This is a genomic window from Cellvibrio sp. OA-2007 (assembly GCF_000953825.1).
GTDB lineage: Bacteria > Pseudomonadota > Gammaproteobacteria > Pseudomonadales > Cellvibrionaceae > Cellvibrio.
Genome location: NZ_BBUL01000093.1, coordinates 214,850 through 241,023, shown reverse-complemented (window position 1 = coordinate 241,023; position 26,174 = coordinate 214,850). Strand labels below are relative to the sequence as shown.

The window sequence follows — 26,174 nt, the reverse complement described above, 5'->3', positions numbered from 1 at the left end:
TTTGTCAATATTAGCCTCTGAAGGATAGGCATTTAACAGAGTTATCCAACATGGCGCCCGCTCCACATCTAATCACAAACTTCCGCTTTGGGCACGTTTCTGTCCTTAAAAGCTGTTGCGGTTCGTAAACTCACCAGCAACCTACCTTGATTGTGCCACTGGCTAGGAAGGGCACTCATGCGACCTTCGACGGCTTGCTTCGCGAAGCGCGCATTCCCAATCTGTTGTTCTGGTGCGGGAATCGCTTTATCGCTATTGGAGCGATAAGAAAACTGTTGAATTCGATACCTTCCGCAATTAACCCGAAAATGATCCCCAATGCAATTACACAATATAACAGGCTGAAATATCAGCTGTATTACAACGATCAGCCTTCTTTAATCTCAATCCACTTTTTATTTGCGTTGGCCATAATCGCCAAATAGCGCTGTTCAAAATCGGCGGGATTGAATTCTGCGTTGCGTTTGATTAATAGATTTAATTCGGTGTGTAGATCAAACAGTTGGTTGCGGATACTGATTTCGTGAATCCATAATTTTTCGGGTGAGCGTAGCACTATGTAGCTGGTCACCATCGGTAAAATAATGGCGAACAATGTGGCGATATTTTTGCTGGCGATATGGAATAGCGAAAAATCAAACGCAGTTGATATGGCAATCAATACAGAGATAAACGATGAGGCGATCCATAAGCTGCGGTGTAGGTATTTGTGTCGCGCGGCTTGTGTGCTGTGATTGTCGGCGGCTGCTTTAATTGTGGAAAGCAATATGTTGTCCATACATTCCCTCGGGCAAGTGTTGGTTAACTCGTTGTCCAATCTTCAATGGTTAAGTCTTCAACGCGCGCAAATTCTTTCGTGTTGTTGGTGACTAAAACTACGCTTAGGCTGCGCGCATGAGCGGCAATTAATAAATCATTATTGCCAATTATCGTACCTTGTCGTTTTAGGGTTGCGCGCAATATTCCATAGTGGCGGCCTGCTTCATCATCCCATGGTTCAATTAGTAATCGCTGTGTGAAAAGAGCGAGTTCGGCGTAGCGTTCGGCTCGCATATTCGGTGCTCCATTCTCGATGCCGTAACAAAGTTCGCCATAGGTGATGGATGAAATACAAATATTTTTGATTGCTTTGAACTTGTGGCGCAATTTGTCGGAGCGATTTTTTAGAACGTAGATGCAGGTATTGGTGTCGAGCATATACACAGTGTGATATTCCTTTCGTTAAATTATTTTTATTAAAAGTCACGCTCTTGTGCGGAGGTTTGCTCACGGTCAGCCATAAAAGATTCATCGAAAGTGGGTTTGCGATCGAAAAAATCATCCCATGTGCTGGGTTTGGGTGATATGACTATGTCTTCGCCCTGTTTGCGAATAAATACTTCATTGCATTCGAAGCGAAACTCTTTGGGTAGGCGTACGGCTTGACTGCGCCCATTCATAAATATCTTGGCGAGATGGCTCATTCAGTGCCTCCTATTGGTGGTATATATCAATAAGTATATGCCTGTTTTTTTAGCTTGCCAATATAGGATAGGGTGCAATTACCCCTGATCTTTTCGCCAAAAATCAATAAAACCGGCGACTTCATCGGCGGGCATGGGGCGAGCCCAGTAGTAACCTTGGGCTTGGTTGCAGCCAAGGCTGCGGAGGAGGGCGGCGGTGCTGGCGTCTTCTACACCTTCGGCGATGGTTTTTAAACCGAGGCTGGCAGACATTTGAATAATGGCGCGCACGATGGCGGCGTCGCCGGTTTGGTCGTCCATTTTGCGCACGAAAGATTGATCGATTTTAAGGGCTTCTACTTCAAATTTTTTCAAATAACCCAGGTTGGAATAACCTGTACCAAAATCATCAATCGATAAATGCACGCCTTCTGCGCGTAAATTTGACAGTGTGGTAACTAGCCGATCGCTGTCTTCAATCAAGAGCGATTCGGTTAACTCCAGTTCTAAATGTTGCGGCGGCAAGCCGCTGGCGGAGAGGGCGCCTAATACTATGGTATCTATATTGCCGCGCTTAAATTGAATGGAGGAAATATTTACCGCAATGGCAAATTCGAGTAGGCCTGTGTCGTACCACGCTTTGGCGTGTTTACAGGCTTCACAAATTACCCACTCACCCAATTGAATAATTAAACCGGATGATTCTGCGAGTGGAATAAATGTAGCGGGGGAAATAAAACCCTGCTCCGGGTGATGCCAGCGCAGCAGTGCTTCAAAGCCGCAAATATCATTGGTTTGTAAATCTATTTTAGGTTGATAGTGCAGGCTGAATTGATTATCGATTAAGGCTTTGCGCATACCGGAAATTAAACTGATGTGGTCTAGCATGTTGCGACTGATAGCGGGATTAAAAAAGCGAAAACTATTGCGCCCTGAATCTTTGGAGTGATACATGGCGATATCGGCTTTTTTAATAAGTGTATCCAGGTCGTCACCATCTTGCGGCGCGAGGGCAATGCCAATCGAACAAGTACAAAAAATTTCGATGTTGCGATAGAGATAATTTTCTGACACCAATTGCAAAATTTCCAAACTGGCTTGCGATACTTCTTCTGCGGATTGGATGTGCGGCAAAAATACAATAAATTCATCGCCGCCGTAGCGACAAACTCTATCGACTTGTTTGGTGTAACTTAATAATCGCAGTGCAACTTCTTTGAGTATTTGATCGCCCGCTTGATGGCCGAGTGAATCATTGATGGGTTTTAGGTTGTCTAGATCAATAAAAATTATGCCCAATAATTGTTTGTGGGCGCGTACATCTTGATAGATTTCATCGAAATTGCGCTGCGCCATAATGCGATTGGGCAGGCCGGTGAGCGGGTCGTGCATCGCCATATGTTCAATATGAGTCTTGGCGGTTTTAACCCGCTCATTTTCTCGCGCGAGTTCATCGAGTGTGCTGCGGTAGTCGTGGGCAAGCATCCAGACGGCCGAGCCAATCACAATTAAAATTACAATGGCGATGGCGCCAGTGGCCAAATTAATCGGCTCAATAATATTGAAATAAATACCGTATTCGTTGACATAGGCGCTGGCACCGAGCACCAGTATCATCAGGGCCAGTAACACAACGAGCAGGCGTTTGTTGCCGAGCATGGCGGCAAATACTAATACGCTGCAATAACCGAGCAGCGCACTGTCGCGAATACCACTGCCGACCCAAATGAGGTAGGAGAGCATCAGGGTAAGGGAAACTAAAAAAATGGTGGCTGCAACTACTGGGTGCTTTTTATAAATTGCCCAGTCGACACTGAATAAAAAAATGCCGGTGGCGAGCATGGTAATGGCATCGCCGTAGCGCTCGGTGCCAATGGTGATAATACTCACTAGCAAGAGCGCAATCTGGGTGATGCGCAATAATTGAATCAGGCGTTTGACTTTCTGCCGGCTAAAATCCTGCTGGATTTGCCGGCTAAGCGCAGTTTGCACGGGCGGAATAGTGTTATTGGAGTTAGTCACGTGACACCTTGATTTAATGGACGGTCTAACCGGCGGGGTAAAAGTGTCTCCGTGAATCTGGGTGATCAGCCTTGCTCCTGTGAGCTGTCCCAGGCAAAACCCCGAGGTCAATATTGATGGTAGACGATCTGACGTGAACTGCTAGCGAGGCGGGCAAATAGCGGCATTATTTGAGATGTTAGGTGATTTTGTCTCTAAAAATAAAAAAGACTGCACCTAAAAGGCATAAGCCTGCCCAGAGATAATCGAGCTTTAGCGGCTCTTTTAAATAGAGCACCGCAAAAGGGACAAATACACTCAGGGTAATCACCTCTTGCAAAATTTTTAATTGGCCGACATTCATTACGGTATAGCCAATGCGATTGGCCGGTACTTGCAAGAGATATTCAAATAGCGCAATGCCCCAGCTCACTAGTGCGGCGATAATCCACGGCTTGTGATTTAATTCCTTTAAATGCGCATACCAGGCAAAGGTCATAAAAATATTGCTGCAAAACAATAACCCAATTGCGATTAGCGAGGCTTGCATAACACCGCTCCGGTTAATTTTTTTGCGCTGCGATATCGATTTTTTTGCCAGCAAAATAGGAGCTGACAATGCTCAGCAACCAGCTGGCTAATAATATCCACTTACCTTGCTCCCAATAAGGCGAGGTAAAGATGGCGCCGTGCAGGGTATTCCACATATGTGCAATATCAATTGCAAAATTACCTTTGGCCGCTTCAGCGCTCAGCTCCGCATTTAATTGGAATGCGACGCTGAATAAATTAATGAACAGCATAATAACCACCAAGAGTGCGGGCAGGGCGAAAATACAGCCGCGCGCATAGTGGCGTAAAAAAAACAGCCCGGCGCCGGGGAAGATGGTCGCGGATAAAATGGCCGCGCGTTTTGCCTGGCTGAAAGTTTCTGATGGGTTTGTACTGTTCATAACGCTATTTACTCTTTAACTGTAATGCTTATCAGCTAATATTCATCGTCACTCCCGCTCGCGGGAGTCCAGTTGTTGATTTTAAAACCTATGGATCCCCGCAAGCGGGGATGACGACTTCCTTTTTTGCTGTATGAATTATTTTTCCGCTACCAATTGTTCCAAACGATAAAAACCCTTGCCATTTTCGCTGAGCTGATTAACCAACCACGGCAGGGCTTCTTCCATCGCGCGCCAGAGTGTCCAGGGTGGATTAATCACAATCATACCGCTAGAGGTCATGCCGTATTCGGGGTTGTCGGCCTGCAAGCCAAATTCCATCAACTGAATATTTTTAATGCCGGATTTTTTTAAGGCTAATTCCATTTCATCAATGCGCTGACGCAATACTACGGGGTACCAAATAGCGTAGGTGCCAGTGGCAAACCGTTTGTGTGCTTGAATGAGTTGTTTGATCAGATGTTGATAATCACTTTTAACTTCGTAAGAGGGGTCAATCAACACCAGCGCGCGGCGATCTGGCGGCGGCAAAAGTGCCTGCAAACCGGCAAAGCCATCTTCATCGGCGACTTTAATGCGTTTATCGTCGCGCATGCAATCGCGCAAAAATTGATAATCTGCCGGGTGTAATTCGTGCAGATACAAACGATCAATACCGCGCATAAGTGTCTGGGCGATGAGCGGTGAACCTGGGTAGAGTTGCAATTGTTTACCGTCATTGATGGTGCGTACTAATTCGATTAACCGGGCAATAGCTGCGGGCTGTAGCTCGCTCGCCCATAATTGCCCAATGCCATTATCAAATTCGCGATTTTTTTGCGCTTGCGGGCCGTTTAATTTATACACACCGGCACCGGCGTGAGTATCAATAATCCGCAGCGGTTTGTCTTTTTGCGTCATGTACTCCAGCATGTGAATCAGGACGGTATGTTTGAGTACATCGGCAAAATTACCGGCATGAAAGCCGTGGCGATAGCTGAGCATAAAGGAGTTCCAACAAAATGCAGGGTGTGTGTTGTGGTGGGAATCATGCCTGCGCAACACAAGAGGCTGAATTATAGCGATCTGGCGGAACAATTACCTGAATAAGATTGTCACAAAATTAGCCTTTTAGCCGTGGGGTTTAGCGGTTACAGTAGCGCCTTATTCCCACCTCACCAAGAAGATTCTGGAATTGTTGACTTCTGTTCCCCCCTTTGTTCGTGGATTCGTGCTTATGCTGACCTTGGTCAGCCTGCCTGTGCTAGCTGCTGAGCCTGAGATCAAGCTGAAAGGCGGCACTAAAAGTCTGCGCGAAAATATTCGCCAACACCTGACCCTCGCCGACGAGAGTTGTAAAACACCCCTGTGGCGGTTGAATGCATTGCTGAATGATAGCGAAAGCGAAATTACAGCGGCGGCGCAAGCACTCGGTTTTTATGAGCTTGAATATCAAACTAGCTTGCGCAATGACAAAGAGTGCTGGGGGTTGGATATAGCGCTCACCCCCGGTGAACCAGTGTTGGTCAAAGAGGTGCGTATTGTCATTAACGGCGAGGGCAGGTTGGATGATATTTTCCAAAGCCTGTACGACAAGCCCGGCATTAAAGTGGGCAATCGCTTAAACCATGGGCGCTATGAAATATTAAAAGCGCGTTTTGGCACACTGGCTTCGCTGCACGGTTATTTTGATGCTGAATTTGAGCACTCGCAAATTTCAATTAATACTGCAGAAAAAACCGCCATTATTGAATTGATTTACAACACCGGTAAACGCTATCGCATTGGCGCGATTAATTTGCAGCATGAAATTTTAAGTGATGATTTTTTGCGGCGCTATTTTAATATCGCCGAAGGGGACTACTACGATTCCGATAAATTGCTGGAATTAAAAAATCTTTACAACGCCAGCAATTATTTTTCAGTGGCGAGCATTAGCCCCAACTTGCAAGCGCTCAGCGATAATCAGGTGCCCATTGATGTGCAATTAGAGGCGCGCAAACGGCGCGAATATTCTATTGGTGCGGGCGTGGCAACAGACACTGGCCCGCGCGTGTTATTAGGGTTTGAGGATCGCTATGTTAATTCACACGGCCACTCTATAGCGGCTGATTTGAATATGGCGGAAAACAATACCTCCGCAAAGCTGGCCTACTCAATTCCCATGCGGCGCCCCGCCTATGAATTTTTGCGCGTCTATACCGGATACGAAAAAGAAATTACCGATACCTCCAGCAGTTATAAAGATACCTATGGCACCAGCTATACCTATTATCAGGACAATAAATGGCTGCAGACATACGCGCTGGATTATGTGCAAGAAGATTCCACCATTGGCCTCAATGCTGAAACCCGAACCAATTTAATTATTCCTTCCGTCGCGATAACGCGCACTAAAACCGATGGTGCTCCCTATCCTTTAGCGGGTTGGACGCTGCTGGCTAAATTATCCGGTTCGCCGCAGAGTCTGGGTTCAGATTTTAGTTTTGTGCAGTTATATCTGCGCGCAAAATACGTCAAAGGTTTTTCCTTTGGACGCATTCTGTTGCGCTCGGAATTGGGCACAACCCAGTTGGATGATTTCAGCGAGTTACCTGCATCGGTACGTTTTTATACTGGCGGTGATTCCAGCGTGCGCGGCTATGACTATAAATCTCTCGGCCCAACCGAACAGGTTGAGGTAAATGGCTTAAGTAAAGAAGTGGTAGTGGGCGGTAATAATTTATTGGTTAACAGTATTGAGTACGATTATTTATTTAACGATAGCAAATGGGCCGCCGCCGTTTTTTTTGATGCAGGCAATGCGGCCGATGATACCAATCTGGATGTAAAGCGCGGAGCCGGAGTGGGTGCGCGCTGGATTTCTCCCATAGGGCCTATTCGTATGGATCTTGCTAAAGCGCTGGATGGCGACAAGGGGTGGCGCTTGCATATCACCATGGGGCCGGATCTATAAACATGATTTTAAGAAAAGTAAGGAATATATTTTTTAGCTTGTTGGCGCTGTTATTAATTTTGCTCGCCAGTGTCAGTGCGCTTGTTGAGACTGAAACCGGCAGCCGCTGGGTAGTTAAACGGCTCGCCAGTGTGGTGAATATTTCTCTGGGTGAGATGAGCGGCAATTTACGCAGTGGGATGGATCTTGCATTTATTGATTACACTCAGGGTGAGCATCACTACCATGCGGAGCAAGTGTCTTTTCGCTGGCGCCCGGCGGCGATGTTATACAGTGCTGTCGCGATTCAATCCTTGCGCGCGCAAAATGTGTTAATTCAACTTCCAGCGGCAAGTACTGAAAATAAAAATACACAACCTTTTAGTCAGTGGCCGTCGCTGGCCTTGCCTGTGCGAATTTTTCTTGATCAGGTGCTTATTAATAATATTGAATATGTGCAGGGTGATGCCCACCAGCACTGGCAAAAATTAAGTGGCTCCTTGAGCTTGGGCACTTTTCATTTGCGCTACAAAGAATTAGCAATTGAGCACGCTGAATATAAATTGCTGCTCAGCGGTACAACCAACTTACGCTTTCCCTATGACACCAGTGCCAATTTGCAGTGGCAGTGGCAGAGTACAGCGGTTGCAGAGTCGCTCGCCTATATGGGCGTGACCGAAGTAAATGGCGATTTAACCAAGCTGCAATTGCACAATCAAATCAGTTTGCCAGTGGTGTTTAATGCCGACGCCAGTGTGCAGCTGGTGAATGAACAACAGCAATTGCAAACTGCACCACCTATGACGCTGGCATTGGCGTGGCAAGAGCAAACTCTGCCCGCGCCTTGGTGGATTCCTGCCCAGCCGCAGCCTATGACCAGTGGCAAATTAACCGCGACGGGTAACTGGCAAGCCTATAATTTACAGTTGGATGGCGATATTCATTTGCCCGATGCCCCTGCCTTGGCCATTAGCGCGGCGGCTGATGGTGATTTGGAAAAAATTAACATCGGCAATTTATTTATCCGCGAATTACACCCCGCTATCACACTCGATAATAATTCATTGAGTACTGCACCATCTGCAGTTGCAGTGGCACCATTGGCGCCCGGCAATAATAATGAGCGGGGGCTGCAACTGGCCGGTGAAGTGCGTTGGTTGCCGCAATTGGCGTGGCAGCTGCGCGCGAATGCAAAACGCTTAAACCTGGCCAGCGTGATTGAAAATTGGCCGAGCGATATTAATGTGGAGTTTGAAACTCGCGGCACGCAAAAGCAGGGTGAGTGGAATGCTGAGGTGCAGCATTTGCAAATGTCAGGCGAGTTGCGCGGTGTGAATGTGCAGGGCAATGGCGATGTATTTTTACAAGGGAAAAAAATTCGCAGCAACGCACTACATTTTATTGTGGGTGCCAATCAGCTGCGGATAAGCGGTGACTTAGGTGAAGAATTTAATCTGGATTGGACGCTCAATGCGCCCTTGTTAGGCCAGTTGGATGAAAGCCTGAGCGGCAGTGTTACGAGTAGTGGAGCATTACGCGGCAATTGGAAAAAACCGCGTGTGCAAATGCGGGCGAGCATGGAAAAGTTTTCCTTTGCAAATTATGCCGTGGATAAATTAGAACTGGATTTAGCACCGGATATAGCGACGGTCACCCCGCCAAGTACGGCTGTTGATAATAACGTCTTGCCAATGGATAAGACGGTATTGAGCACTGTAGTGGACGAATTATTAAATGAACAATACAGGCTTGTGTTTAATGCCAAGCAGTTGCGTATTGCCCAGCAGCGTTTTTCCACCATTAAAGTCGATGGCACGGGTTCAATCAACCGGCATCAATTAGCAGCGGTAATAAAAAGTTCAGCCTATGGTCACACTGATTTTAAATTGGCGGGCAATTATGATGGCAAGGAGTGGCAGGGAAAATTAACCCAGTTAGCGCTTAAGGTAAAACGTGTTCCGCGCTGGTGGCTAACTGCCAGCAAGCCGATAAAAATTAACGCAAATTCAGTTTCTTTAGGTTCGCAATGCTTCACTACCCGCAGTAATTTGACCGCAGCGGTGGAAAATGCAGCGCTGTTGGAGCGCGAGCAATTAATTCCTGAATGGATTCCCAATCAGTCGCCAGCAAAAAATCCCTATGCTTGGTTGGATCAGCAGCCGAGTTTACCTGCATCGCGAATCGAGCGATATTCACTGCCGCAATTGTGTATCGATGGTACATGGGCGAGTGCGATGGGCGCGAGTGTGAATGCAAAACTGGATTCGATTCCACTGCGGCAATTTCTTGCGCTGTTTAAAGTAGAAGTGTATTTCGCTGGCGTGATGGATGGGTCTTTGCATCTGACCAGTAAGGATTTTTCGCTTGCCACTACCAAGCTTAATAGCAATATCAGCACGCGCAATGCAGAGCTGCGCTATCAGTATGCTGGTGGTGTTACGGAAATTTATGCCTGGCGTGATTTTGATGTGCGCGCAAGTCTGGATAAATCCCTCTTGGATGTTGTCGCCGGAATGGAGTGGGTTGGTTATGGCAAAATCAATGCAAACGCTCAGTTAGATTTGGCGCAACAAAAAATTATGCAGGGAAAATTGCAATCGCAGTTTGACAACCTCGCGCCACTGGAAACACTGATTACCTATGCCAATGATGTGAAAGGTGATTTTCGTGCGGATTTAACTCTGGGCGGCAGTTTTTCCCAGCCTAATCTGTTGGGTGAGGTGAGCTTGCGCAATGGCACGGCCAATCTTCCGCGCCTGGGTTTGGATCTCACTAATATCGAGCTGCAAATAAACTCTACCCAAACAGGCAATATAAATTTAGTGAGTCAATTGCAATCGGGCGATGGGCGTTTGTCGCTGGTTGGTGATGTGACTCAGTTTGGTACGCCGAATTGGCGGCTCCAGGGTTTTGTAAATGGTGCAGATGTAAAAGTGATTTCACTGTCGCAATTAAAAGCCACACTCAGCCCTGATCTTAAACTTACCGCTAATCGCAAACAGGTGAATATAACCGGCACAGCGGTTATTCCCTGGGCGCGGGCTAATATCAAACGTTTGCCTGAATCTGCGACGCAGGTATCTAGCGATGCCGTTATCGTCAATGAGGGTTTGGGGCGCGGTGAGGCGGCGGACGCAATTGAATTTTTAACCAATTTAAAATTATCGCTGGGCGATGATGTGCAATTTAAAGGCTTCGGTTTAAACAGTAAGTTGTCGGGTAAGTTGACTTTGTTAAAAGAATCCCAGCGGCCATTTTTTACCAATGGTTATGTCAGTGTGGCAAATGGTAGTTATAAAGCCTATGGCCAAACGCTCACCATTGATCGCGGCCGTTTAGTATTTCAAGGCCCCTATGAAAATCCGGGGCTTGATATTCGCGCGTCGCGCATTATTAAAGGAGAAGATGGCGTGAAGGTCGGTTTGGATATTAATGGCACCTTGCAGCGCCCGATCGCCGATGTGTTTGCGGTGCCGGCAGAGTATCCAGAAAGTCAGATGATGATGATGTTGCTCACCGGTAAACCGCCGAGCGAAGCCACCAAAGCCGACGCTTCCATGTTGGTTGGCGCAATGGGTGGTCTGGGGATGGATTCTGACGGCTCTATAGCTACCGAAATTACGCGTTTTTTCCGCTTGGATGAATTGGAAGTAAAATCCGATGATGGTATAGACCAAAGCCAATTGTGGATTGGAAAATATCTCACACCGAAATTATTGGTACGTTATGTGGTGGGTATTTTTGATAATGCATTTAGTTTGGGTATGGAATATCAGCTGACCAAACAGTTGCGTTTGGAGGCGGAATCTGGCGAGGCACAAAGTGTGGATGTAGTTTATAAAATAGAGCGCTAATTCTGTAACCGTTTAATCTGGGTAAACTTGCGTTATTCACACTGCATTGATTTTTTATTTATGTTATTTCTAGCGCCCCTAATAAAAATCATGGAGGCGCTGCTATGAAATTATTCCGCTATTGTGTGAAATTATTTTTATTTCCCATTTTATTTTTTACCTGTGCAAATACACTGGCCGATGATGCCTGGCAAAATGCAAGCGGTTGGTGGAATGCAACCGATATTCCCGCATTTGATAAAAGCAAAATCACCCAGCAACTTTCACTGGTGAAAGTGCAAGGCAATAAATTTGTCGATGCCGATGGCAAGGTAGTGGTATTTCGCGGGGTGAATATTGCAGACCCGGATAAAATCGCCAACGACAAGCGTTTCACCAAAAAACATTTTGAAGTCATTAAAGCCTGGGGCGCTAATGTGATACGCGTGCCAGTGCACCCTTCTGCTTGGCGTAAACAGGGCAAAAAAGCCTACCTTGCGCTGCTCGATCAAACGGTTATTTGGGCCAATGAATTGGGTATGTATGTGATTATCGATTGGCATTCAATTGGCAATTTGAAGTCGCAAATGTTCCAAAATAATTCCTACTACACCGATAAGGGTGAGACCAACGATTTTTGGCGCACAGTCTCTGAGCGTTACGCCGGTGTAAATGCGGTGGCCTTCTACGAAATTTTTAACGAGCCAACAGTTTTTAGTGGCCGCTTGGGTGTGGTGAGTTGGGCGGAGTGGAAGGTGATTAATGAAGAAATTATCACTGTTATTCAGGCGCATAACCCCAAGGCTATCGCACTCGTTGCCGGGTTTAATTGGGCTTACGATTTAACCCCAGTGGCAGCGGCGCCTATCGAACGCGACAACGTAGCCTATGTAAGTCACCCCTATCCGATGAAAGTGGGCGCGCCCTATGAAAAAAATTGGACCCGCGACTTTGGTTATCTCGCCGACAAATATCCGGTTTTTGCCACTGAAATTGGCTATCAGTTAGCAACTGACAAAGGCGCCCATATTCCAGTGATTGACGATGGCAAATACGGCAAACGCATCACCGATTATTTTGCGAGCAAAGGAATTAGTTGGGTGGCTTGGGTATTTGATCCAGACTGGTCGCCGCAATTAATCAGCGATTACAACACCTACTCGCCGACTATGCAGGGCAAGCATTTTCGCGAGGTTATGCTGCGCGAAAACAAAAAATAAGGCATAGGTAAAGTCGCTTTGTATACCAGCACACAAGTTGTTTGTGTGCTGTGTCCTGCTTTTCGATATTGGCGTCTAAGTGGAATTGTCTTTTGCTGCTGGGCACGTAGACTCGCTGCCGAGCATTTATTTCCCGGGCTGTGCCCAACCCTCAAGCGCTTCTTCGTCCGTAGCGCATTGTTTCTGCCCAGCCTGCAAAGGCTGGGCAGTTTTTTTATGCGTGCAAGTTGGATTTTCTTATTTGGGATAGGCCAATTTTTTTTGGCATTGCCCTGGTGCGGGCAAGTAGGGGGATTTTAAGCAGAATATTTTACGTTGGCTGAGGTGTAGTTGCGCTATGTCGGCGGCGTGATGTTGTTTAAACAGCTGATCAAACTCACCGCTGCGCTGCAGCTTTTGTAAACCCAATTCCACTCGCTGGGCTAATTGCGGAAACTGCTTGCTGATGTACAAATAAATCGGGTAGTCGTAGTAAATGAGTATGTTGGGTTCTACCGCCAAAAAGGGGTATTTGTTTTTTTTGTCGCGCCAACTGTACATAACTTCATCTGCGCCCAGCGGTAGGCATTGATAACGTTTGGCCGCGAGCATATCAAACAGACCTTCAAAGGAGGGGGCTTGTTTGGGGTAGATGCCATTGTGCTTGTAAATTTCGTTATCGGCCCAGTTGAGGCCTTGTGCAATTTGCAGTTGGTTGAGCGATACCAGTTTTTTGCTATCGGGGAAGTTGGCAGGGTTGATTAAACAGACCCGGTAGCCCAGTAGGCCGCGCAGTATATCGACTGGGACAGACGTGACATCGGCGCGGGCGATAACCGTGCCGGGTGAAGCCCAGAGCAGATTGAGGATCTTGCCTTCGCTGATGAGCATTGCTTGACGTTTGGCACTGGGCTCCTCGCCAAACGGCTCGGTGCGATAGTCGCCAAACTCGGGGCGAGTCACCTCTAAAATGCGTTTAATTAATTCAAATTTGTAGGCGTGGCGCGCATCCTTTAAGCCGCGGTCGTAATAGCGCACCACCATAGGGGTGGCGACGGGCTCGGTTATATCGCCCGCGATTTGCGCACTGGTGCTGAAACTCGCCGTTAGCGTTAATAGCCATCCACACATTAGCTTGTGCCATATCGGCTTGAACATACTCGGTTCCATGGGGTTTATTCTGACCCAGAAACTATAGCAGTTGATTGGTGGCTTTCCCTCTTTGCGGTTCTGCAAAGTGAGACAGACCCAGTTTGTGTTTTGCTATCAACATGGGACGACCTGCTTGAAAGAGAAGTAGAGCATGGCAAGACTGGAGTACATCTCGCTGGTCTCTCTGGCTTTTCCTAAAATAACAACAATAACCCTAACAGTGACGTTGAAGCAGTACCCATCAGAGACGCTGTGCTCCTGGTTTCCATGATTAATAACTACGAATAATCAATAACAACCATTGGGTCACTAATATGAAACGATTCAACAGAGTCTTGCTGTTGCTGGGCGCTATGGGTTTTGCCCAGATCAGCCAATCTGCCATTCTCAATTACGGCGCTGGCAATATCAGCGATACGATTAACCCCGCGGGCTGGAAGTGCACAGTTGACTATGGCAACTGGATCCACAATGCCGGCGTGGTTAAACCCGGCGTTAGCAGTTGTAATCCAATCGGCGCACCAACGTCTCTTTACCCGCAAAAAGTCGCGCCGGCTAGCAATCAGCCCACCATGACACACCGCTGGTGGGGTTCTATCCCGTTTATGGGTGAGATGCGGGTAGGTTCCTCAAGTGATTCCGGCTATATCACCCCCGACCCGATTACCGCGCGGATTACCGAGCGCGGGGTGCGTATTTTGGGTATCCCGGGCGGTTTACGTACCGGCACTAACGAAACAATTTATGCGATTCCCGATCCTTTTAGCGAAGTGTTTGATGGCATCGCCGTAGGCAACTCGGCCTACTCCAACCTCGATGCCTTCCTTAAGGACTACAGTGATGGCTCGGTGACTGTGCAGTGGAAAAGCGGCGCTACCGCAGTGATGGAAGCGACTTTTGTGCACGGTTCACCCTATGTGTATTTCACCGCGCTGCAGGGCAATCTGGTGGTGCGCACCAAATCTGCCGATGGCGGCGAAAAGGGCGTCTTTCATCAAAGTGGCAACAATCTGGGGATCTGGACTGAGGTGGCGGGTAATCGCAACGCGTTCCTTATCGTCGGCCACGATGCGACTACATTCACTGGTGTGAATACCAACAGCATCGGAGTGAATAATGGCACCAAGCGTATGACGGTGGCTTGGCTGCCACAGTTAACCGGTACGCCCTCGGCGGCGATGATCTCCGCTTTTGCGCAATACGCTACCCAGCGGGTAGACAAGGTGAATATCAACTATGCCGTTGACCGCAACACCAATAAGGTCATCGTAAGCCATCAGTACCAATTCAATGGTGCCAACGTGACCACTATGGCGGGTCTGCTGCCGCTGCACTGGAAGAATTCCAGTCAGGGGGTGACCAGCTATAAAGTCCGCTCCGCCCGTGGGGTTACCAAGTTTGCTACCACTAGCAATTACAGCTACACCATTCCTTATGTGGGTGTATTGCCTTACTTCCCGGAAAACATTGGCGATTACAACGCCACCCAACTGCGCGCGCTGGTCAGTGAATTTATCAACCAAGGCAGCGCCAAGTGGAATACTGCGACCGACACCTACTGGGCGGGCAAAAACTACGGCAAAGTCGCCGAACTTGCCGCTATCGCACGCTCAATTGGCATGACTGCCGAAGCCAATCAGTTGATCACCTGGCTCAAAGGCGAATTGCAGGATTGGTTCCGCGCCAATACCACGGGTGCTTTGGATACCACCAAATACTTCGCCTACGACAGCAACTGGAACACGCTGCTCGGTTTTGACGAATCCTTTGGTGCGCAGCAACAGTTGAACGACCACCACTTCCACTACGGTTATTTTGTGCGTGCGGCGGCGGAGATCTGCCGTGTCGATGCCAGCTGGTGTGGATCTACCCAATACGGGCCAATGGTGGAATTGCTGATCCGCGATTACGCCGCTGGCCGCGATGACAGCATGTTCCCCTACCTGCGCAACTTTGATCCGGCCTATGGTTTCTCTTGGGCATCGGGCCACGCCAACTTTGCCTTGGGCAATAACAACGAATCCACCTCGGAAGCGGCCAACGCCTACGGCGCAATCGTGTTGTACGGCATGATCACTGGCAACAATGCCCTGACCGAGCGCGGTATGTATCTACATGCCTCATCTACTGCGACTTACTGGGAGTATTGGAACAATATCGACCGCTTTAAAGGTTTGGGTGGTGACTACGACAACTTCTCATCCACCTATAACAAACCCACCACCTCGATTATTTGGGGCAATGGCCATGTATTTTCTACCTGGTTCTCTGGCGCCTACGCGCACATCCTTGGTATTCAAGGTCTGCCGCTTAGCCCGTTGGTATTGCATATAGGTCAGCACGCCGATTATCTGAATGGCTATGTCAGTTTGGGGTTGAGTGAATCCAGCAACGGCAAGCCATCTGGTTTACCGAATGGCCAATGGCGCGATGTGTGGTGGAATATCTGGGCGATGACTAATGGCCAAGCGGCGGTAGACGATATGCTCGCCTATGGTCTGAACAATCTGATTCCGGAAGAGGGTGAAACCAAAGCCCATACCTATCATTGGGTTTACACCTTGAAACAACTGGGTCATCTGGCGACCGGTACTGGGGCATTAACGGCCAACCATCCGGCCGCCGTGGCCTTTAACAAAAATGGCACCCTGACCTATATCGCCTACAACTTTGGCTGCTCGGCGATCAACGTAGCCTACTCGGACGGCACCAACTTCTCCGTTCCCGCCAAGGGTTATGCGTTGAAACGCACCGGTCAATCGGTCGTGTCCAGCGGTGCGGGTTGCGGTGGCGCTAGCAGCTCAGCACCCAGTTCGGTGGCACCGAGCAGTGTGGCCTCTTCATCCAAGTCATCGGTTGCCCCTAGCTCTGTCGCCAGTTCCACCGCGGCCACGCCTTATGGCTATACAGTGCTAACCAGCAACAGCGTGCGCTTCCATGCGAACAATGCGGCCTGGGCGGATATTCACTACACCATCAACAACGGCCCGCAGCAAAATATCCGCATGACCCACAATGCCGATAATTCCAATACTTACAACCTCGGCAGCATCCCCGCAGGTGCCGCGGTGCGCTACTTCTTCACCATCGCCCAAGGTGCGGGAGCAATGGATACGGCTTGGGCGCAATTCAATTGCTGCTCTGGCGGCAGCACCTCCAGCACCCCGGCAAGCAGTGTTGCGGCAAGTAGTTCTGCTCCGGCCTTTACCCAGCTGGTGCAAGCCGAGGCATTTACTGCGATGAACGGGGTACAAACCGAAGCGACTACCGATGCCGGCGGCGGTCAGAATGTATCCTATATAGATGCAGGTGATTGGATGGCCTACGCCAATATCACTATTCCGACCACCGGCAGCTATCGCATCGAATATCGCGTTGCCAGTCCGTCCGGTTCACTGCTGTCATCCGACCTAAATGCGGGTGCGACTCAACTGGGTAATGTGACTATTCCGGCAACCGGCGGTTGGCAAAATTGGGTGACCGTGAACCAAACCGTGACCCTCAATACGGGGACTGTGAGCTTCGGCATCTTCGCGCAACAGGGTGGCTGGAACATCAATTGGTTCCGTATCACCAAACTCTAAACGCCACCAAGCAGCCCGCAACAAGGGCTGCAATAAACGAAATATGACGCTTAACCCCTGACAAAAATTAGTTTGTCAGGGGTTTTTTATGGGTGCCACTTTTTTCACTGAGTAGAACTTACACACCCTGCGTAGTGCGCAATTTTTTATTAACTTATTGAAATATATGAATATTATCGATTCCCACTCAGGGTGATAAAAAGTGACAAGCCTCAGGTTTGGGTAATTTTGAAGGTGGGACGACACTCTTTCGAACCAATTGTAATTATGACTGGGCTAGAAAAGCGGTTCTGGCCAAGGCTTAACGCCCAGTGCCAAGGGCGCTGGTGGATTAAAAGGTCATTACATAATTTCATACCAATAAATAAATGGAGAACTCCATGAATAAGACACTAACAACAAAGCAGTCTATGGGCTTTAAAAAGAAGCTAATCGCAACAACCGTAGCATCGGTTATGACAGCGGGATTGAGCAACGTCACTTTTGCTCAAGGCGATGGTGTAATTGAAGAGGTAGTGGTAACGGGTATCCGTGCTTCTCTGCAAAGATCGATGGATCAAAAGCGTGAAGCAGTAGGTGTGGTCGATGTTATTTCCGCAGAAGATATTGGTAAATTCCCCGATACTAACCTCGCCGAGTCATTACAGCGCGTACCCGGCGTGTCAATTGACCGCTCCGGCGGCGAAGGTACTCGTATTACAGTACGTGGGATAGGCTCAGATTTTAACCTGGTTACGCAAAATGGGCGCACTATCGCGCGCACTACCGGCGGTCGCGGCTATGACTTTGCCAACATCGCATCAGAAATGGTAACCGCAGTTTCTATCGCAAAAACCAGCAACGCTATGTTGGATAGCGGCGGTATGGGTTCCACAGTTGATATCAAAAGTGTGCGCCCGCTTAACAGCCCAGGCCAGAAAGTGGCTCTGAGTGCAAAAATGATGGATGACCAATCAACTAACAGCGGCAGTGCAACGCCGGAAGTGTTTGGTCTTTATTCCAATACCTTTGCCGATGACACAATTGGTGTTTCTATTTCTGCGGCTTATCAAGAGCGTGAGAGTGGCAGTGCAGTTGCTGAGGTTGGCACAGGCTGGCGCAGTTTTGAAGGTACGGTTGACCAGGATTGGAGTGGTGCAGCAGGCGCAAACCCGCAGTGGGGTGGTGTTCCCAAGACCCAGCAAGTTAATCGTCCAGGTCAAGGCGATATTTATTCTGTACCACAAACCACCATCTACCGCTTCAGTGAAGAACAGCGTGAGCGTTTGAATGGGCAGTTGGTATTGCAATGGCAGCCTACCGACAGCGTGAAAGCGACTTTGGACTATGACATGTACGAGCGTACTGTTCATGGCCAAACCAATGATGTGTCCGCCTGGTTTACCTTTGCTCCGTCGCAAAACGTGTGGACCGATGGCCCGGTGTCATCACCTCTGATCTACTCTGAAACCTATGCAACTCCGCAAGATCTATCCATGGCGGCAGGCATTAACGCCAACAAGTTTAAGGGCGATACCCTGGGTCTGAACCTGGAGTGGGATGTTAGTGATCGTTTAAGTCTTGCCTTTGATGTCGCCTTATCTGAGGCGGATCGCACACCGGATAGCAACTTGGGTTCAAGCGCCAGCTTGTCCACCGCAGCATTTATCAGAACCAGCGCCACGACCGATTTCTCTGGCGATATTCCCACCCTGATCGTAGGTGGCGGGAACGGCGTGCAGCCAGCCAATATGATTGTGACTGGTGGCGTAGTGGGTAACTCTGAAGATCACTCTACTGTTGATCAATATCAGGCCAAAGGTAAGTTCGAATTTGATGACATCAACAGCATCAATTTCGGTATTTCATCCACTGAAATTTCTAACCAATCCCAATCGATTAATGTGCAGCGCAACGATTGGGGCGGTGTCGGTAAAGCCGGTGATCTTGCCGGTGTATTTGTTGGCACTGAAGCCAGTGTTGGAAGCTATTTTGGCGGCTCCTTCTCCAACTTTAGCGATGCACAAGCGCTTACCGATGCGGGCATTATTACCAACAATACCCTAGCCGACGGCACTGTGCTGAGCTCGGCAAACATTCAGGATAAGTTCTTTGCCTGGGATTATGTAAAAGGGCGCGCAGCCGCTGAAGCACTTTACAACACCCCGGCGGCACAGGCTGCTGCTCCTTGGGTGGGTGATTGTGGTAGCGGTCCATCGGTGTTCTGCCCATCGGACGAATATGACCGCGATACCGACCGCACTACCGTAGAGACAACTACTGCTCTCTATTTGCAATACAACTTCAAAACCGATTTCGGTTCAATGCCATTTGAAGCCCACGCGGGTGTACGTTATGAAGAGACCGACGTTGAGTCTACTTCGGCCACGGCTACCTACGGCGGCGCAGTGTGGATTGCTGATACCGAGATTGAACTGCAACCAACTGGCAAACGCGAGTTCCTGACCAAGACCGCCAGCTACGATCACTACTTGCCTAACCTGGATTTGAGTTTGGAAGTGGCGGACGGCGTGATTCTCCGGGCTGCGGCCAGCAAAACCATTGGCCGTGCAGATTACAACTCATTGAAGGGCGGCACTGTTGTCGGCTCCCTGGCAAACCGTAATAACGGTGGTGGCTCAACCGGTAACCCAGCCTTGAAGCCATTAGAGTCGGTTAATTTTGATTTGTCGGCAGAGTGGTATTTCGCCGAGACCAGCTATGCGTCGATTGGTTATTTCCAAAAAGACATCTCCAACTTTATCTCTGCTAGTAAAGTTGTTGCGCCGCTATGGGATATCCGCAACCCGGCTTCAGGTCCGAAAGTAGATCAAGCAATCGCTGCAACCGGTTCGTCTGACGCAGGTCTGATCCGCAAGTGGATTTTCGACAATCTCGCCAGTTCAGAGGGTGTTAACGCCACGACCAAACGCATTACCGGTGTAGCTGCAGATGATTTCTTGAACTTTGAGCTGGATACCCCCGTGAATGGCAGCGAGGAGCGCTCGATCGATGGTTGGGAGTTCGCGGTTCAACATATGTTCGGTGAAACCGGCTTTGGTGGGCAGGTTAACTACACTCTTGTTGATTCTGACCTTACCTATGACAACTTCTTGTTGACGGATCAGCAGGCATTACTTGGTTTGAGCGACAGTGCAAACCTGGTGGCGTTTTATGAGAACTTTGGCTGGAATGTTCGTGTTGCCTACAACTGGCGCGATCAGTTCCTCAGCTCACGCGGCCAAGGTACTGGTGCAAACCCTCAATACACCGAAGAGTATGCGCAGATTGACTTGAGCGTAAGTTACGACGTGACAGAAGACTTGCAAGTATTCCTGCAGGGCATCAACGTTACGGACGAAGCCAACCGTGTCGTAGGTCGTTCAGGTGAACAAGTTCTTAGCTACACTGAAACAGGCGCACGTTGGATGGTGGGAGCAAACTACTCCTTCTAATCTGGCAGCACTGTTTTAGGCTAAAGGAAAGCCGCTGCTAGTCAGCGGCTTTTTTATTGAAGAATATTCTAATAAGCACGATAAAAATTAAGGGGAGCGCTAATGGCAAATCACGTACAACTCAACAATATTGAACACAAAGATTTAAAAGTTATCACCCAGCGGTCGCCTGAGTACGGCGATGATTTATGGTATGCCTTAATTGTTCCGCAAGAATTCCGCGCGGTGCAAAGTTGCTACCCTATTTTCTTTCAAAAAGACCCTACGACAGCAAAATTCTTTGCACTGAGCCTTTTTGGTTTTCAGCAGGGCGAAAATTTATTTCTTGATAACACTGGCTGGAATGCGGATTACATTCCGTTGAGTGTGCTGCGCCAGCCTTTTCTAATCGGTAAGCAAAATTTTACCGAAGATGGACAAGAGCAATCGCGCCGCGTAATTCACATTGATATGGACAGCAATCGTGTCAGCACTACAACCGGCGAACCTCTGTTTAAAGAATTTGGTGGTAATACTGCCTATCTTGATCGCGTGGCCGGTGTGTTAGAAACCCTGCACAAAGGCTTACTTGAGTCCGAGCAATTCATCAATATGCTGCTCGCACAGGATTTGTTAGAGCCTTTTACACTATCGGTTACCTTGAATGATGGCTCTGCTCATCAACTGATTGGTTTTTACACCATCAACGAAGAAAAATTAAAAACCTTGTCCGACGAAGCCATTATCAAGCTGTATCGCGGCGGATATTTGGAAGCTATCTATATGATTCTTGGCTCTCACGCGCGAGTGAGTTTTTTAATCGAGCAAAAAAATCGTTTGATTCAGGCGCGCAATGCGTGACTGTCGCGGCAACTAAAAAGAGAAAATGCTTATGAAGCCCGTGTTGCCTATGCCCAAGGAAGTCGCTGTATTGAATGGGTATCACCCCGGGAATATTCAAGATGTTTTATCCGGGTTATCCCAGCCAACCCTGCTTCCAGGGTTCGGCAATTCATGGCCTTTGGTGCAAGCCGGGAAATTATCGGGTCAAAAGGCGCTTGAATACCTCGGCGAATTCTATTCAGGTGTGCCGCTCACTACCTGTTATGGTGACTCAGAAACCAAAGGTCGCATTTTTTATAATAGCGACATGACGGCTTTTAACTTTATTGCGAAGCGGGAGCCGCTTGCGGTATTCGTGCAGGAATTACTCGCACAACAATACAATGACGGTGCGCCAACACTTTACATTCCCTCTACGGATACGGCGCAGTGGTTTCCGGGCCTTGCGCAGGCGAATAATGCGGGATTGGATGGGTTAAGCCCCATCAAATTATTGTGGGCGGGCAATCGCTCGCGCATCGCGGCGCACTATGATTTCCCCAATAATTTGGCCTGCTGTGTGACTGGGCGCAGGCGCTTCACTTTGTTTCCGCCAGAGCAAATTGCCAATCTTTATCCCGGGCCATTGGAGTTCGCGCCCGGTGGACAAGAAATCAGTTTGGTGGATTTTGCCGAGCCGGATCTTGAGCGCTTCCCTAAATTTTCCGAAGCCATGGCAAATGCCTTTGTCGCAGAATTAACGCCGGGTGATGCACTATTTTTGCCCGGCATGTGGTGGCATCACGTTGAGGGTTTGGACGCAATTAATATTTTATATACCCATTGGTGGCGAGAGTCGCCCGCCTATTTGGGGCGGCCAACCAATGCGCTATTACATGCAATAATGAGTTTGCGCAATCTGTCGTTTGAACAGCGCCAGGCGTGGAAAAGTATATTTGATTACTATGTTTTTGAGCGGGATGAAACTGATCTGCGTAATCTACCGGAACATGTTCGTGCGATGCTGGATATACCTATGTCAGAGTTGGAGGCGAGAAAACTGCGCGCCGATTTGCTTAAACGTCTCAATATTTAATGAGTAGTTATGATGACTGAATTAAAAAAACAGCGTGTCGTCATCGCCGGTGGTGGAACAGCAGGGTGGATGACCGCAGCAGCTCTTTCTAAATTGCTGGGTAAAAATCTGGCGATTACGCTGGTGGAATCCGATGAGATAGGTACTGTGGGTGTAGGTGAAGCAACAATTCCCACCCTGCATATTTTTCATCAATTACTCGGACTGAAAGAAAGTGAAATAATGGCGGCTACCAACGCCACATTCAAATTAGGAATTTCATTTGAAAATTGGCGCGATAAAAATGAGGATTACCTTCATTCATTCGGATTTTTGGGTAAGGATTGTTGGGCAGCGAAATTCCATCATTTTTGGTTGAAAGGATCCCGCATGGGGATCGCGGCACCGATTGGTGATTACTGTACAGAACATCTTGCGGCGCGCGAGCATAAATTTGCGACCTACCCGAATCAGGAGCGCAATCACGCCTATCATATGGATGCGACGCTCTATGCAAAATATCTGCGTGAATTTTCCGCGCAACATGGCGTAACGCGGGTCGAAGGTAAAATTGCCGATGTTCGCTTGCGTGAAGACAATGGATTTATCGAATCTCTAGTGCTTGAATCGGGTGCCATTTTGGCGGGAGATTTATTTGTCGATTGCACGGGTTTTACTGGATTGTTAATCGAAAAAGCCTTACACACAGGCTACGAAGACTGGTCGCATTGGTTGCCATGTGATCGCGCAATCGCGGTGCAAACAGAATCCACCGGTGAATTTCTACCTTACACTCGCTCAATTGCGCATGAGTCGGGTTGGCAGTGGCGCATTCCATTGCAAACGCGCACTGGCAATGGTCTGGTTTTTTGTAGTCGCTACTGGTCAGACGAAGAGGCCATCGCAACACTTACCGCCAATATTGAAGGTGAAATGCTCACCAAGCCGCGGGTGATTGCCTTTAGAACGGGAAGTCGCCGTAAACACTGGAATAAAAACTGTGTTGCGATAGGTTTGTCGGCAGGTTTTATTGAGCCACTTGAATCCACCAGTATTCATTTAATTCAGCGCAGTATCATTCGCTTGATGCAATTATTTCCGGCGGGTGCTGTACACCAGTCCGACATTGACGAGTTTAATGAACAGACGCGTCAAGAAATGGAAAATATTCGCGATTTTATTATTCTGCATTATCACGTAACCGAGCGTACTGACTCCAAATTTTGGCGCTACTGTAGCGCAATGACCGTGCCCGAATCGCTCGCACATCGATTGCAGCATTTCCGTGAAACTGGGCGCGTCTATAAATATGGAGCCGATCTTTTCAGTGAATCATCCTGGGTGCAAGTTATGTTGGGGCAGGGGCTCATGCCCGAGTCTTATCACCCTATTGTTGATTTAATGACAGATGCTGAGTTAAACGGTTTTCTAGAGCGAATCCGGCTGCAAGTAAAACAATCGGTAGATGAGCTTCCCTACCATAAGGAATTTGTAAAAAGTTATTGTCCTTCGCTAACGTCAGCGGCGGCGGATAATGCCGAACAATTGGCTGCAGATTTTTCTGTGAATCCACTGGCCAAACCCATGCTGTATCAAATTGGTAATAGCAAAACGCCTATTATTGTTATCGATGATTTTGCGCGCGACCAAGGCAAATCAATACGCGCAGCTGCCGCGAGTGTGCGCTTTACCCATGATGAAGCAAATTTATATCCCGGTATTCGTGCGCCCTTGCCAGTGGATTACATTAACTCCGTGGTGGCACTTATCGGAAAAAGGCTTCAAGAAGTCTACGGTATTCCCGCCGAAATGAAGTTAAAAGTCACCCAAGCCTGTTACTCGTTAGTAACTCAGCCGGCCAGTACTTTGGGGTTGCTGCAGCGCATTCCGCATTTTGACAAGCCCAGCCCATATTCCTTTGCTGTTTTACATTATTTGGCTGAGGGTAAACACGGCGGCACTGGTTTCTTTCGGCATGCTCCCTCGCAACTCGAGCGAGTGGATGAGGCCGATAAGGAGCGCTATTTCAGTATTGCGAATGATTTTATTCGTCGCGTCGGAGAACCAGAAAAATCCTATATTGGTCGCGATAATCCTAATTATGACCTCTACCATGAAATAGATTATTTGCCCAATCGGTTGGCAATTTACCCTGGTAATTTATTGCACTCTGGTCTTATTTCTCCGCAGCAGGATATCAGTGGCGATTTGGTTTCTGGGCGATTAACCGCCAATATTTTTATCGATTTTGAATAAATCGCTCATTGATTGAGGTGTAATGTGAAAACAGATGCAGTGAAAAAGGTGGTAATAGCCGGCGGCGGAACGGCGGGTTGGATTGCTGCTGCGACCCTATCCAAAGCATTTGGTCACAAGTTGGAAATCTGTTTGATTGAGTCAGATGATATTCCCACTGTTGGTGTGGGCGAGGCGACTATTCCACCGCTGCTGAGCCTGCATAAGATTTTGGAGTTGGATGAGCGCGAATTTTTAGCATCGGTAAAGGGCACGTTTAAACTCGGTATTCAATTTGAAAATTGGCGCGAGCAAGGCGACCAATATATTCACTCTTTTGGCTGGGCAGGAAAAGACAGCTATGCCTGTGGCTTTGTAAATTTTTGGCTGGCTGGATTACGGCAGGGCATTAATATCCCTTATGGTGATTATTGTGTGGAGCATTTAGCAGCAAGGTTAAATAAATTTGCAATTTTGCCCTCTGCTAATTTGAACTACGCATACCATTTTGATGCAGGCTGCTACGCAAAATTGCTCCGCACCCACAGTGAAAAACGTGGCGTGCAGCGTATCGAAGGAAAAATTGCTCAGGTTAATACACATGTTCACAATGGCTTTATTAAAGAGTTGGTGCTGGAATCAGGGAACGTTGTGAATGGCGATTTATTTATCGATTGCACCGGGTTTCGCGCCCTATTAATTGAGCAGACTCTGCATACAGGCTTTATTGATTGGAGCCATTGGTTACCGTGTGATCGAGCTGTTGCGGTGCAAACTGAAGCCGTTGGTGAACCTATTCCCTACACTCGTGCAATCGCGCATGAGGCGGGTTGGCGCTGGCGCATTCCGCTTCAGCATCGAGTTGGAAACGGATTGGTTTATTGCAGCCGCTATCTCACCGATGAACAAGCCACAGAAAAATTATTAAACAGCATTGAGGGTGAACCCTTAAACACGCCGCGAGTAATACAATTTCGCACTGGCACGCGCACCAAACACTGGAATAAAAATTGTGTTGCGCTGGGGTTGGCCAGTGGTTTTCTTGAGCCGCTTGAATCCACCAGTATCCATATGATTCAGCGCAGTGTGTTGCGGCTGTTGCAGCTGTTCCCGAGCGAAGAAATTTTGCAAGATAGTGTTGATGAGTTTAATGCACAGACCTCGCTTGAAGTGGAGCGTATTCGGGATTTTATTATCCTTCATTACTGTGTCACTGAGCGCAATGATAGCGCCTTTTGGCAACACTGCCGCACTATGGAATTACCTGAATCGCTGCGCCGAAGAATTGAATTGTTTAAAAAAACCGGGCGCGTATTTAAAGGTGATAGTGAATTGTTCGGCGAGGAATCCTGGATTCAAGTTATGCTGGGGCAGGGGATTGTACCCGCCGCACATCACCCTTTTGCCGATGCTATGCCCAGCGGTGAACTCGCATCATTTTTAGCTAAAATACGCGAGTCAACACGCAACCGAGTGGGGCAGTTGCCCTTGCACGCCGACTTTATTGCGCATTACTGCGCGGTGCAAAAATAACAGTGCAATAATTGTTTC

17 protein-coding genes and 1 pseudogene are annotated in these 26,174 nt (G+C 48.2%); 10 read left to right on the top strand and 8 right to left on the bottom strand.

The genetic code is table 11. From position 1 onward, the window contains the following. Nucleotides 1–367 precede the first annotated feature (367 nt). The 7 genes from AWU77_RS14710 to AWU77_RS14680 form a co-directional block, all read right to left on the bottom strand. A complete protein-coding gene (locus tag AWU77_RS14710) occupies nucleotides 368–778 on the bottom strand; it encodes a hypothetical protein (protein ID WP_062064798.1) in 411 nt (136 codons plus the stop codon). Nucleotides 779–801: 23 nt separating this feature from the next. Beyond that, the gene (locus AWU77_RS14705) at nucleotides 802–1,197 is read right to left on the bottom strand and encodes a PIN domain-containing protein (RefSeq protein WP_062064835.1); all 396 of its coding nucleotides are present in this window, start codon (nucleotides 1,195–1,197) and stop codon (nucleotides 802–804) included. A gap of 38 nt (nucleotides 1,198–1,235) precedes the next feature. Next, a complete protein-coding gene (locus AWU77_RS14700; RefSeq protein WP_062064796.1) occupies nucleotides 1,236–1,463 on the bottom strand; it encodes an antitoxin in 228 nt (75 codons plus the stop codon). 78 nt (nucleotides 1,464–1,541) lie between these two features. Continuing rightward, nucleotides 1,542–3,464: a bifunctional diguanylate cyclase/phosphodiesterase gene (locus AWU77_RS14695; RefSeq protein WP_238582450.1), complete on the bottom strand. Its 1,923-nt coding sequence runs from the start codon at nucleotides 3,462–3,464 to the stop codon at nucleotides 1,542–1,544. A gap of 178 nt (nucleotides 3,465–3,642) precedes the next feature. Beyond that, nucleotides 3,643–3,993, bottom strand: a complete 351-nt coding sequence (locus AWU77_RS14690) for a DMT family protein (protein WP_062064794.1) — start codon at nucleotides 3,991–3,993, stop codon at nucleotides 3,643–3,645. A 13-nt stretch (nucleotides 3,994–4,006) separates the two neighbouring features. Further along, entirely contained in the window at nucleotides 4,007–4,396 is a 390-nt protein-coding gene (locus tag AWU77_RS14685) for a hypothetical protein (protein WP_062064792.1), read from the bottom strand. 138 nt (nucleotides 4,397–4,534) lie between these two features. Next, nucleotides 4,535–5,380, bottom strand: coding sequence for a 23S rRNA (adenine(2030)-N(6))-methyltransferase RlmJ (locus AWU77_RS14680; protein ID WP_062064790.1), 846 nt, complete (start codon nucleotides 5,378–5,380; stop codon nucleotides 4,535–4,537). Nucleotides 5,381–5,612: 232 nt separating this feature from the next. Between AWU77_RS14680 and AWU77_RS14675 the strand changes: the two genes are divergently transcribed. From AWU77_RS14675 to AWU77_RS14665, 3 genes are all read left to right on the top strand, one after another. Beyond that, nucleotides 5,613–7,331, top strand: a complete 1,719-nt coding sequence (locus AWU77_RS14675) for an autotransporter assembly complex family protein (RefSeq protein WP_062064788.1) — start codon at nucleotides 5,613–5,615, stop codon at nucleotides 7,329–7,331. Nucleotides 7,332–7,333: 2 nt separating this feature from the next. Continuing rightward, on the top strand, nucleotides 7,334–11,164 hold the full coding sequence (locus AWU77_RS14670) for a translocation/assembly module TamB domain-containing protein (RefSeq protein ID WP_062064786.1): 3,831 nt from the start codon (nucleotides 7,334–7,336) through the stop codon (nucleotides 11,162–11,164). 104 nt (nucleotides 11,165–11,268) lie between these two features. Further along, nucleotides 11,269–12,363: a glycoside hydrolase family 5 protein gene (locus AWU77_RS14665; protein ID WP_084618439.1), complete on the top strand. Its 1,095-nt coding sequence runs from the start codon at nucleotides 11,269–11,271 to the stop codon at nucleotides 12,361–12,363. A gap of 237 nt (nucleotides 12,364–12,600) precedes the next feature. Here the strand turns inward: AWU77_RS14665 and AWU77_RS14660 are convergent, their stop codons facing one another. Continuing rightward, nucleotides 12,601–13,500 carry a hypothetical protein gene (locus tag AWU77_RS14660; RefSeq protein WP_152625363.1) on the bottom strand — a complete coding sequence of 300 codons (900 nt, stop codon included), beginning with the start codon at nucleotides 13,498–13,500 and terminating at the stop codon, nucleotides 12,601–12,603. 308 nt (nucleotides 13,501–13,808) lie between these two features. On the opposite strand from AWU77_RS14660, the gene AWU77_RS14655 reads away from it, so the two are divergent. From AWU77_RS14655 to AWU77_RS14630, 7 genes and pseudogenes are all read left to right on the top strand, one after another. Continuing rightward, nucleotides 13,809–17,078 (top strand): glycosyl hydrolase, encoded by a 3,270-nt coding sequence (locus AWU77_RS14655; protein ID WP_062064782.1) that lies wholly within the window; start codon nucleotides 13,809–13,811, stop codon nucleotides 17,076–17,078. Nucleotides 17,079–17,458: 380 nt separating this feature from the next. After that, on the top strand, nucleotides 17,459–20,512 hold the full coding sequence (locus AWU77_RS14650; RefSeq protein WP_084618437.1) for a TonB-dependent receptor: 3,054 nt from the start codon (nucleotides 17,459–17,461) through the stop codon (nucleotides 20,510–20,512). Nucleotides 20,513–20,614: 102 nt separating this feature from the next. Continuing rightward, on the top strand, nucleotides 20,615–21,352 hold the full coding sequence (locus tag AWU77_RS14645; protein ID WP_062064780.1) for a SapC family protein: 738 nt from the start codon (nucleotides 20,615–20,617) through the stop codon (nucleotides 21,350–21,352). A 31-nt stretch (nucleotides 21,353–21,383) separates the two neighbouring features. Continuing rightward, nucleotides 21,384–22,409, top strand: coding sequence for a cupin-like domain-containing protein (locus tag AWU77_RS14640; RefSeq protein WP_062064778.1), 1,026 nt, complete (start codon nucleotides 21,384–21,386; stop codon nucleotides 22,407–22,409). 12 nt (nucleotides 22,410–22,421) lie between these two features. Further along, a pseudogene (locus AWU77_RS14635) lies at nucleotides 22,422–23,894 on the top strand (tryptophan halogenase family protein); the annotation flags it as partial. 78 nt (nucleotides 23,895–23,972) lie between these two features. Beyond that, entirely contained in the window at nucleotides 23,973–24,644 is a 672-nt protein-coding gene (locus AWU77_RS20775; RefSeq protein WP_238582452.1) for a DUF6445 family protein, read from the top strand. Nucleotides 24,645–24,668: 24 nt separating this feature from the next. Continuing rightward, a complete protein-coding gene (locus AWU77_RS14630; RefSeq protein ID WP_062064776.1) occupies nucleotides 24,669–26,156 on the top strand; it encodes a tryptophan halogenase family protein in 1,488 nt (495 codons plus the stop codon). Nucleotides 26,157–26,174: the final 18 nt, after the last annotated feature.

Bases quoted from the DNA above. Each gene is read 5' to 3' on its own strand.
- AWU77_RS14670 (WP_062064786.1), top strand. From the start codon at position 7,334: ATGATTTTAAGAAAAGTAAGGAATATATTTTTTAGCTTGTTGGCGCTG.
- AWU77_RS14655 (WP_062064782.1), top strand. From the start codon at position 13,809: ATGAAACGATTCAACAGAGTCTTGCTGTTGCTGGGCGCTATGGGTTTT.
- AWU77_RS14705 (WP_062064835.1), bottom strand. From the start codon at position 1,197: ATGCTCGACACCAATACCTGCATCTACGTTCTAAAAAATCGCTCCGAC.
- AWU77_RS14665 (WP_084618439.1), top strand. From the start codon at position 11,269: ATGAAATTATTCCGCTATTGTGTGAAATTATTTTTATTTCCCATTTTA.
- AWU77_RS14645 (WP_062064780.1), top strand. From the start codon at position 20,615: ATGGCAAATCACGTACAACTCAACAATATTGAACACAAAGATTTAAAA.
- AWU77_RS14690 (WP_062064794.1), bottom strand. From the start codon at position 3,993: ATGCAAGCCTCGCTAATCGCAATTGGGTTATTGTTTTGCAGCAATATT.
- AWU77_RS14680 (WP_062064790.1), bottom strand. From the start codon at position 5,380: ATGCTCAGCTATCGCCACGGCTTTCATGCCGGTAATTTTGCCGATGTA.
- AWU77_RS14700 (WP_062064796.1), bottom strand. From the start codon at position 1,463: ATGAGCCATCTCGCCAAGATATTTATGAATGGGCGCAGTCAAGCCGTA.
- AWU77_RS14650 (WP_084618437.1), top strand. From the start codon at position 17,459: ATGAATAAGACACTAACAACAAAGCAGTCTATGGGCTTTAAAAAGAAG.
- AWU77_RS14710 (WP_062064798.1), bottom strand. From the start codon at position 778: ATGGACAACATATTGCTTTCCACAATTAAAGCAGCCGCCGACAATCAC.
- AWU77_RS14675 (WP_062064788.1), top strand. From the start codon at position 5,613: ATGCTGACCTTGGTCAGCCTGCCTGTGCTAGCTGCTGAGCCTGAGATC.
- AWU77_RS14660 (WP_152625363.1), bottom strand. From the start codon at position 13,500: ATGTTCAAGCCGATATGGCACAAGCTAATGTGTGGATGGCTATTAACG.
- AWU77_RS14685 (WP_062064792.1), bottom strand. From the start codon at position 4,396: ATGAACAGTACAAACCCATCAGAAACTTTCAGCCAGGCAAAACGCGCG.
- AWU77_RS14640 (WP_062064778.1), top strand. From the start codon at position 21,384: ATGAAGCCCGTGTTGCCTATGCCCAAGGAAGTCGCTGTATTGAATGGG.
- AWU77_RS20775 (WP_238582452.1), top strand. From the start codon at position 23,973: ATGCTGTATCAAATTGGTAATAGCAAAACGCCTATTATTGTTATCGAT.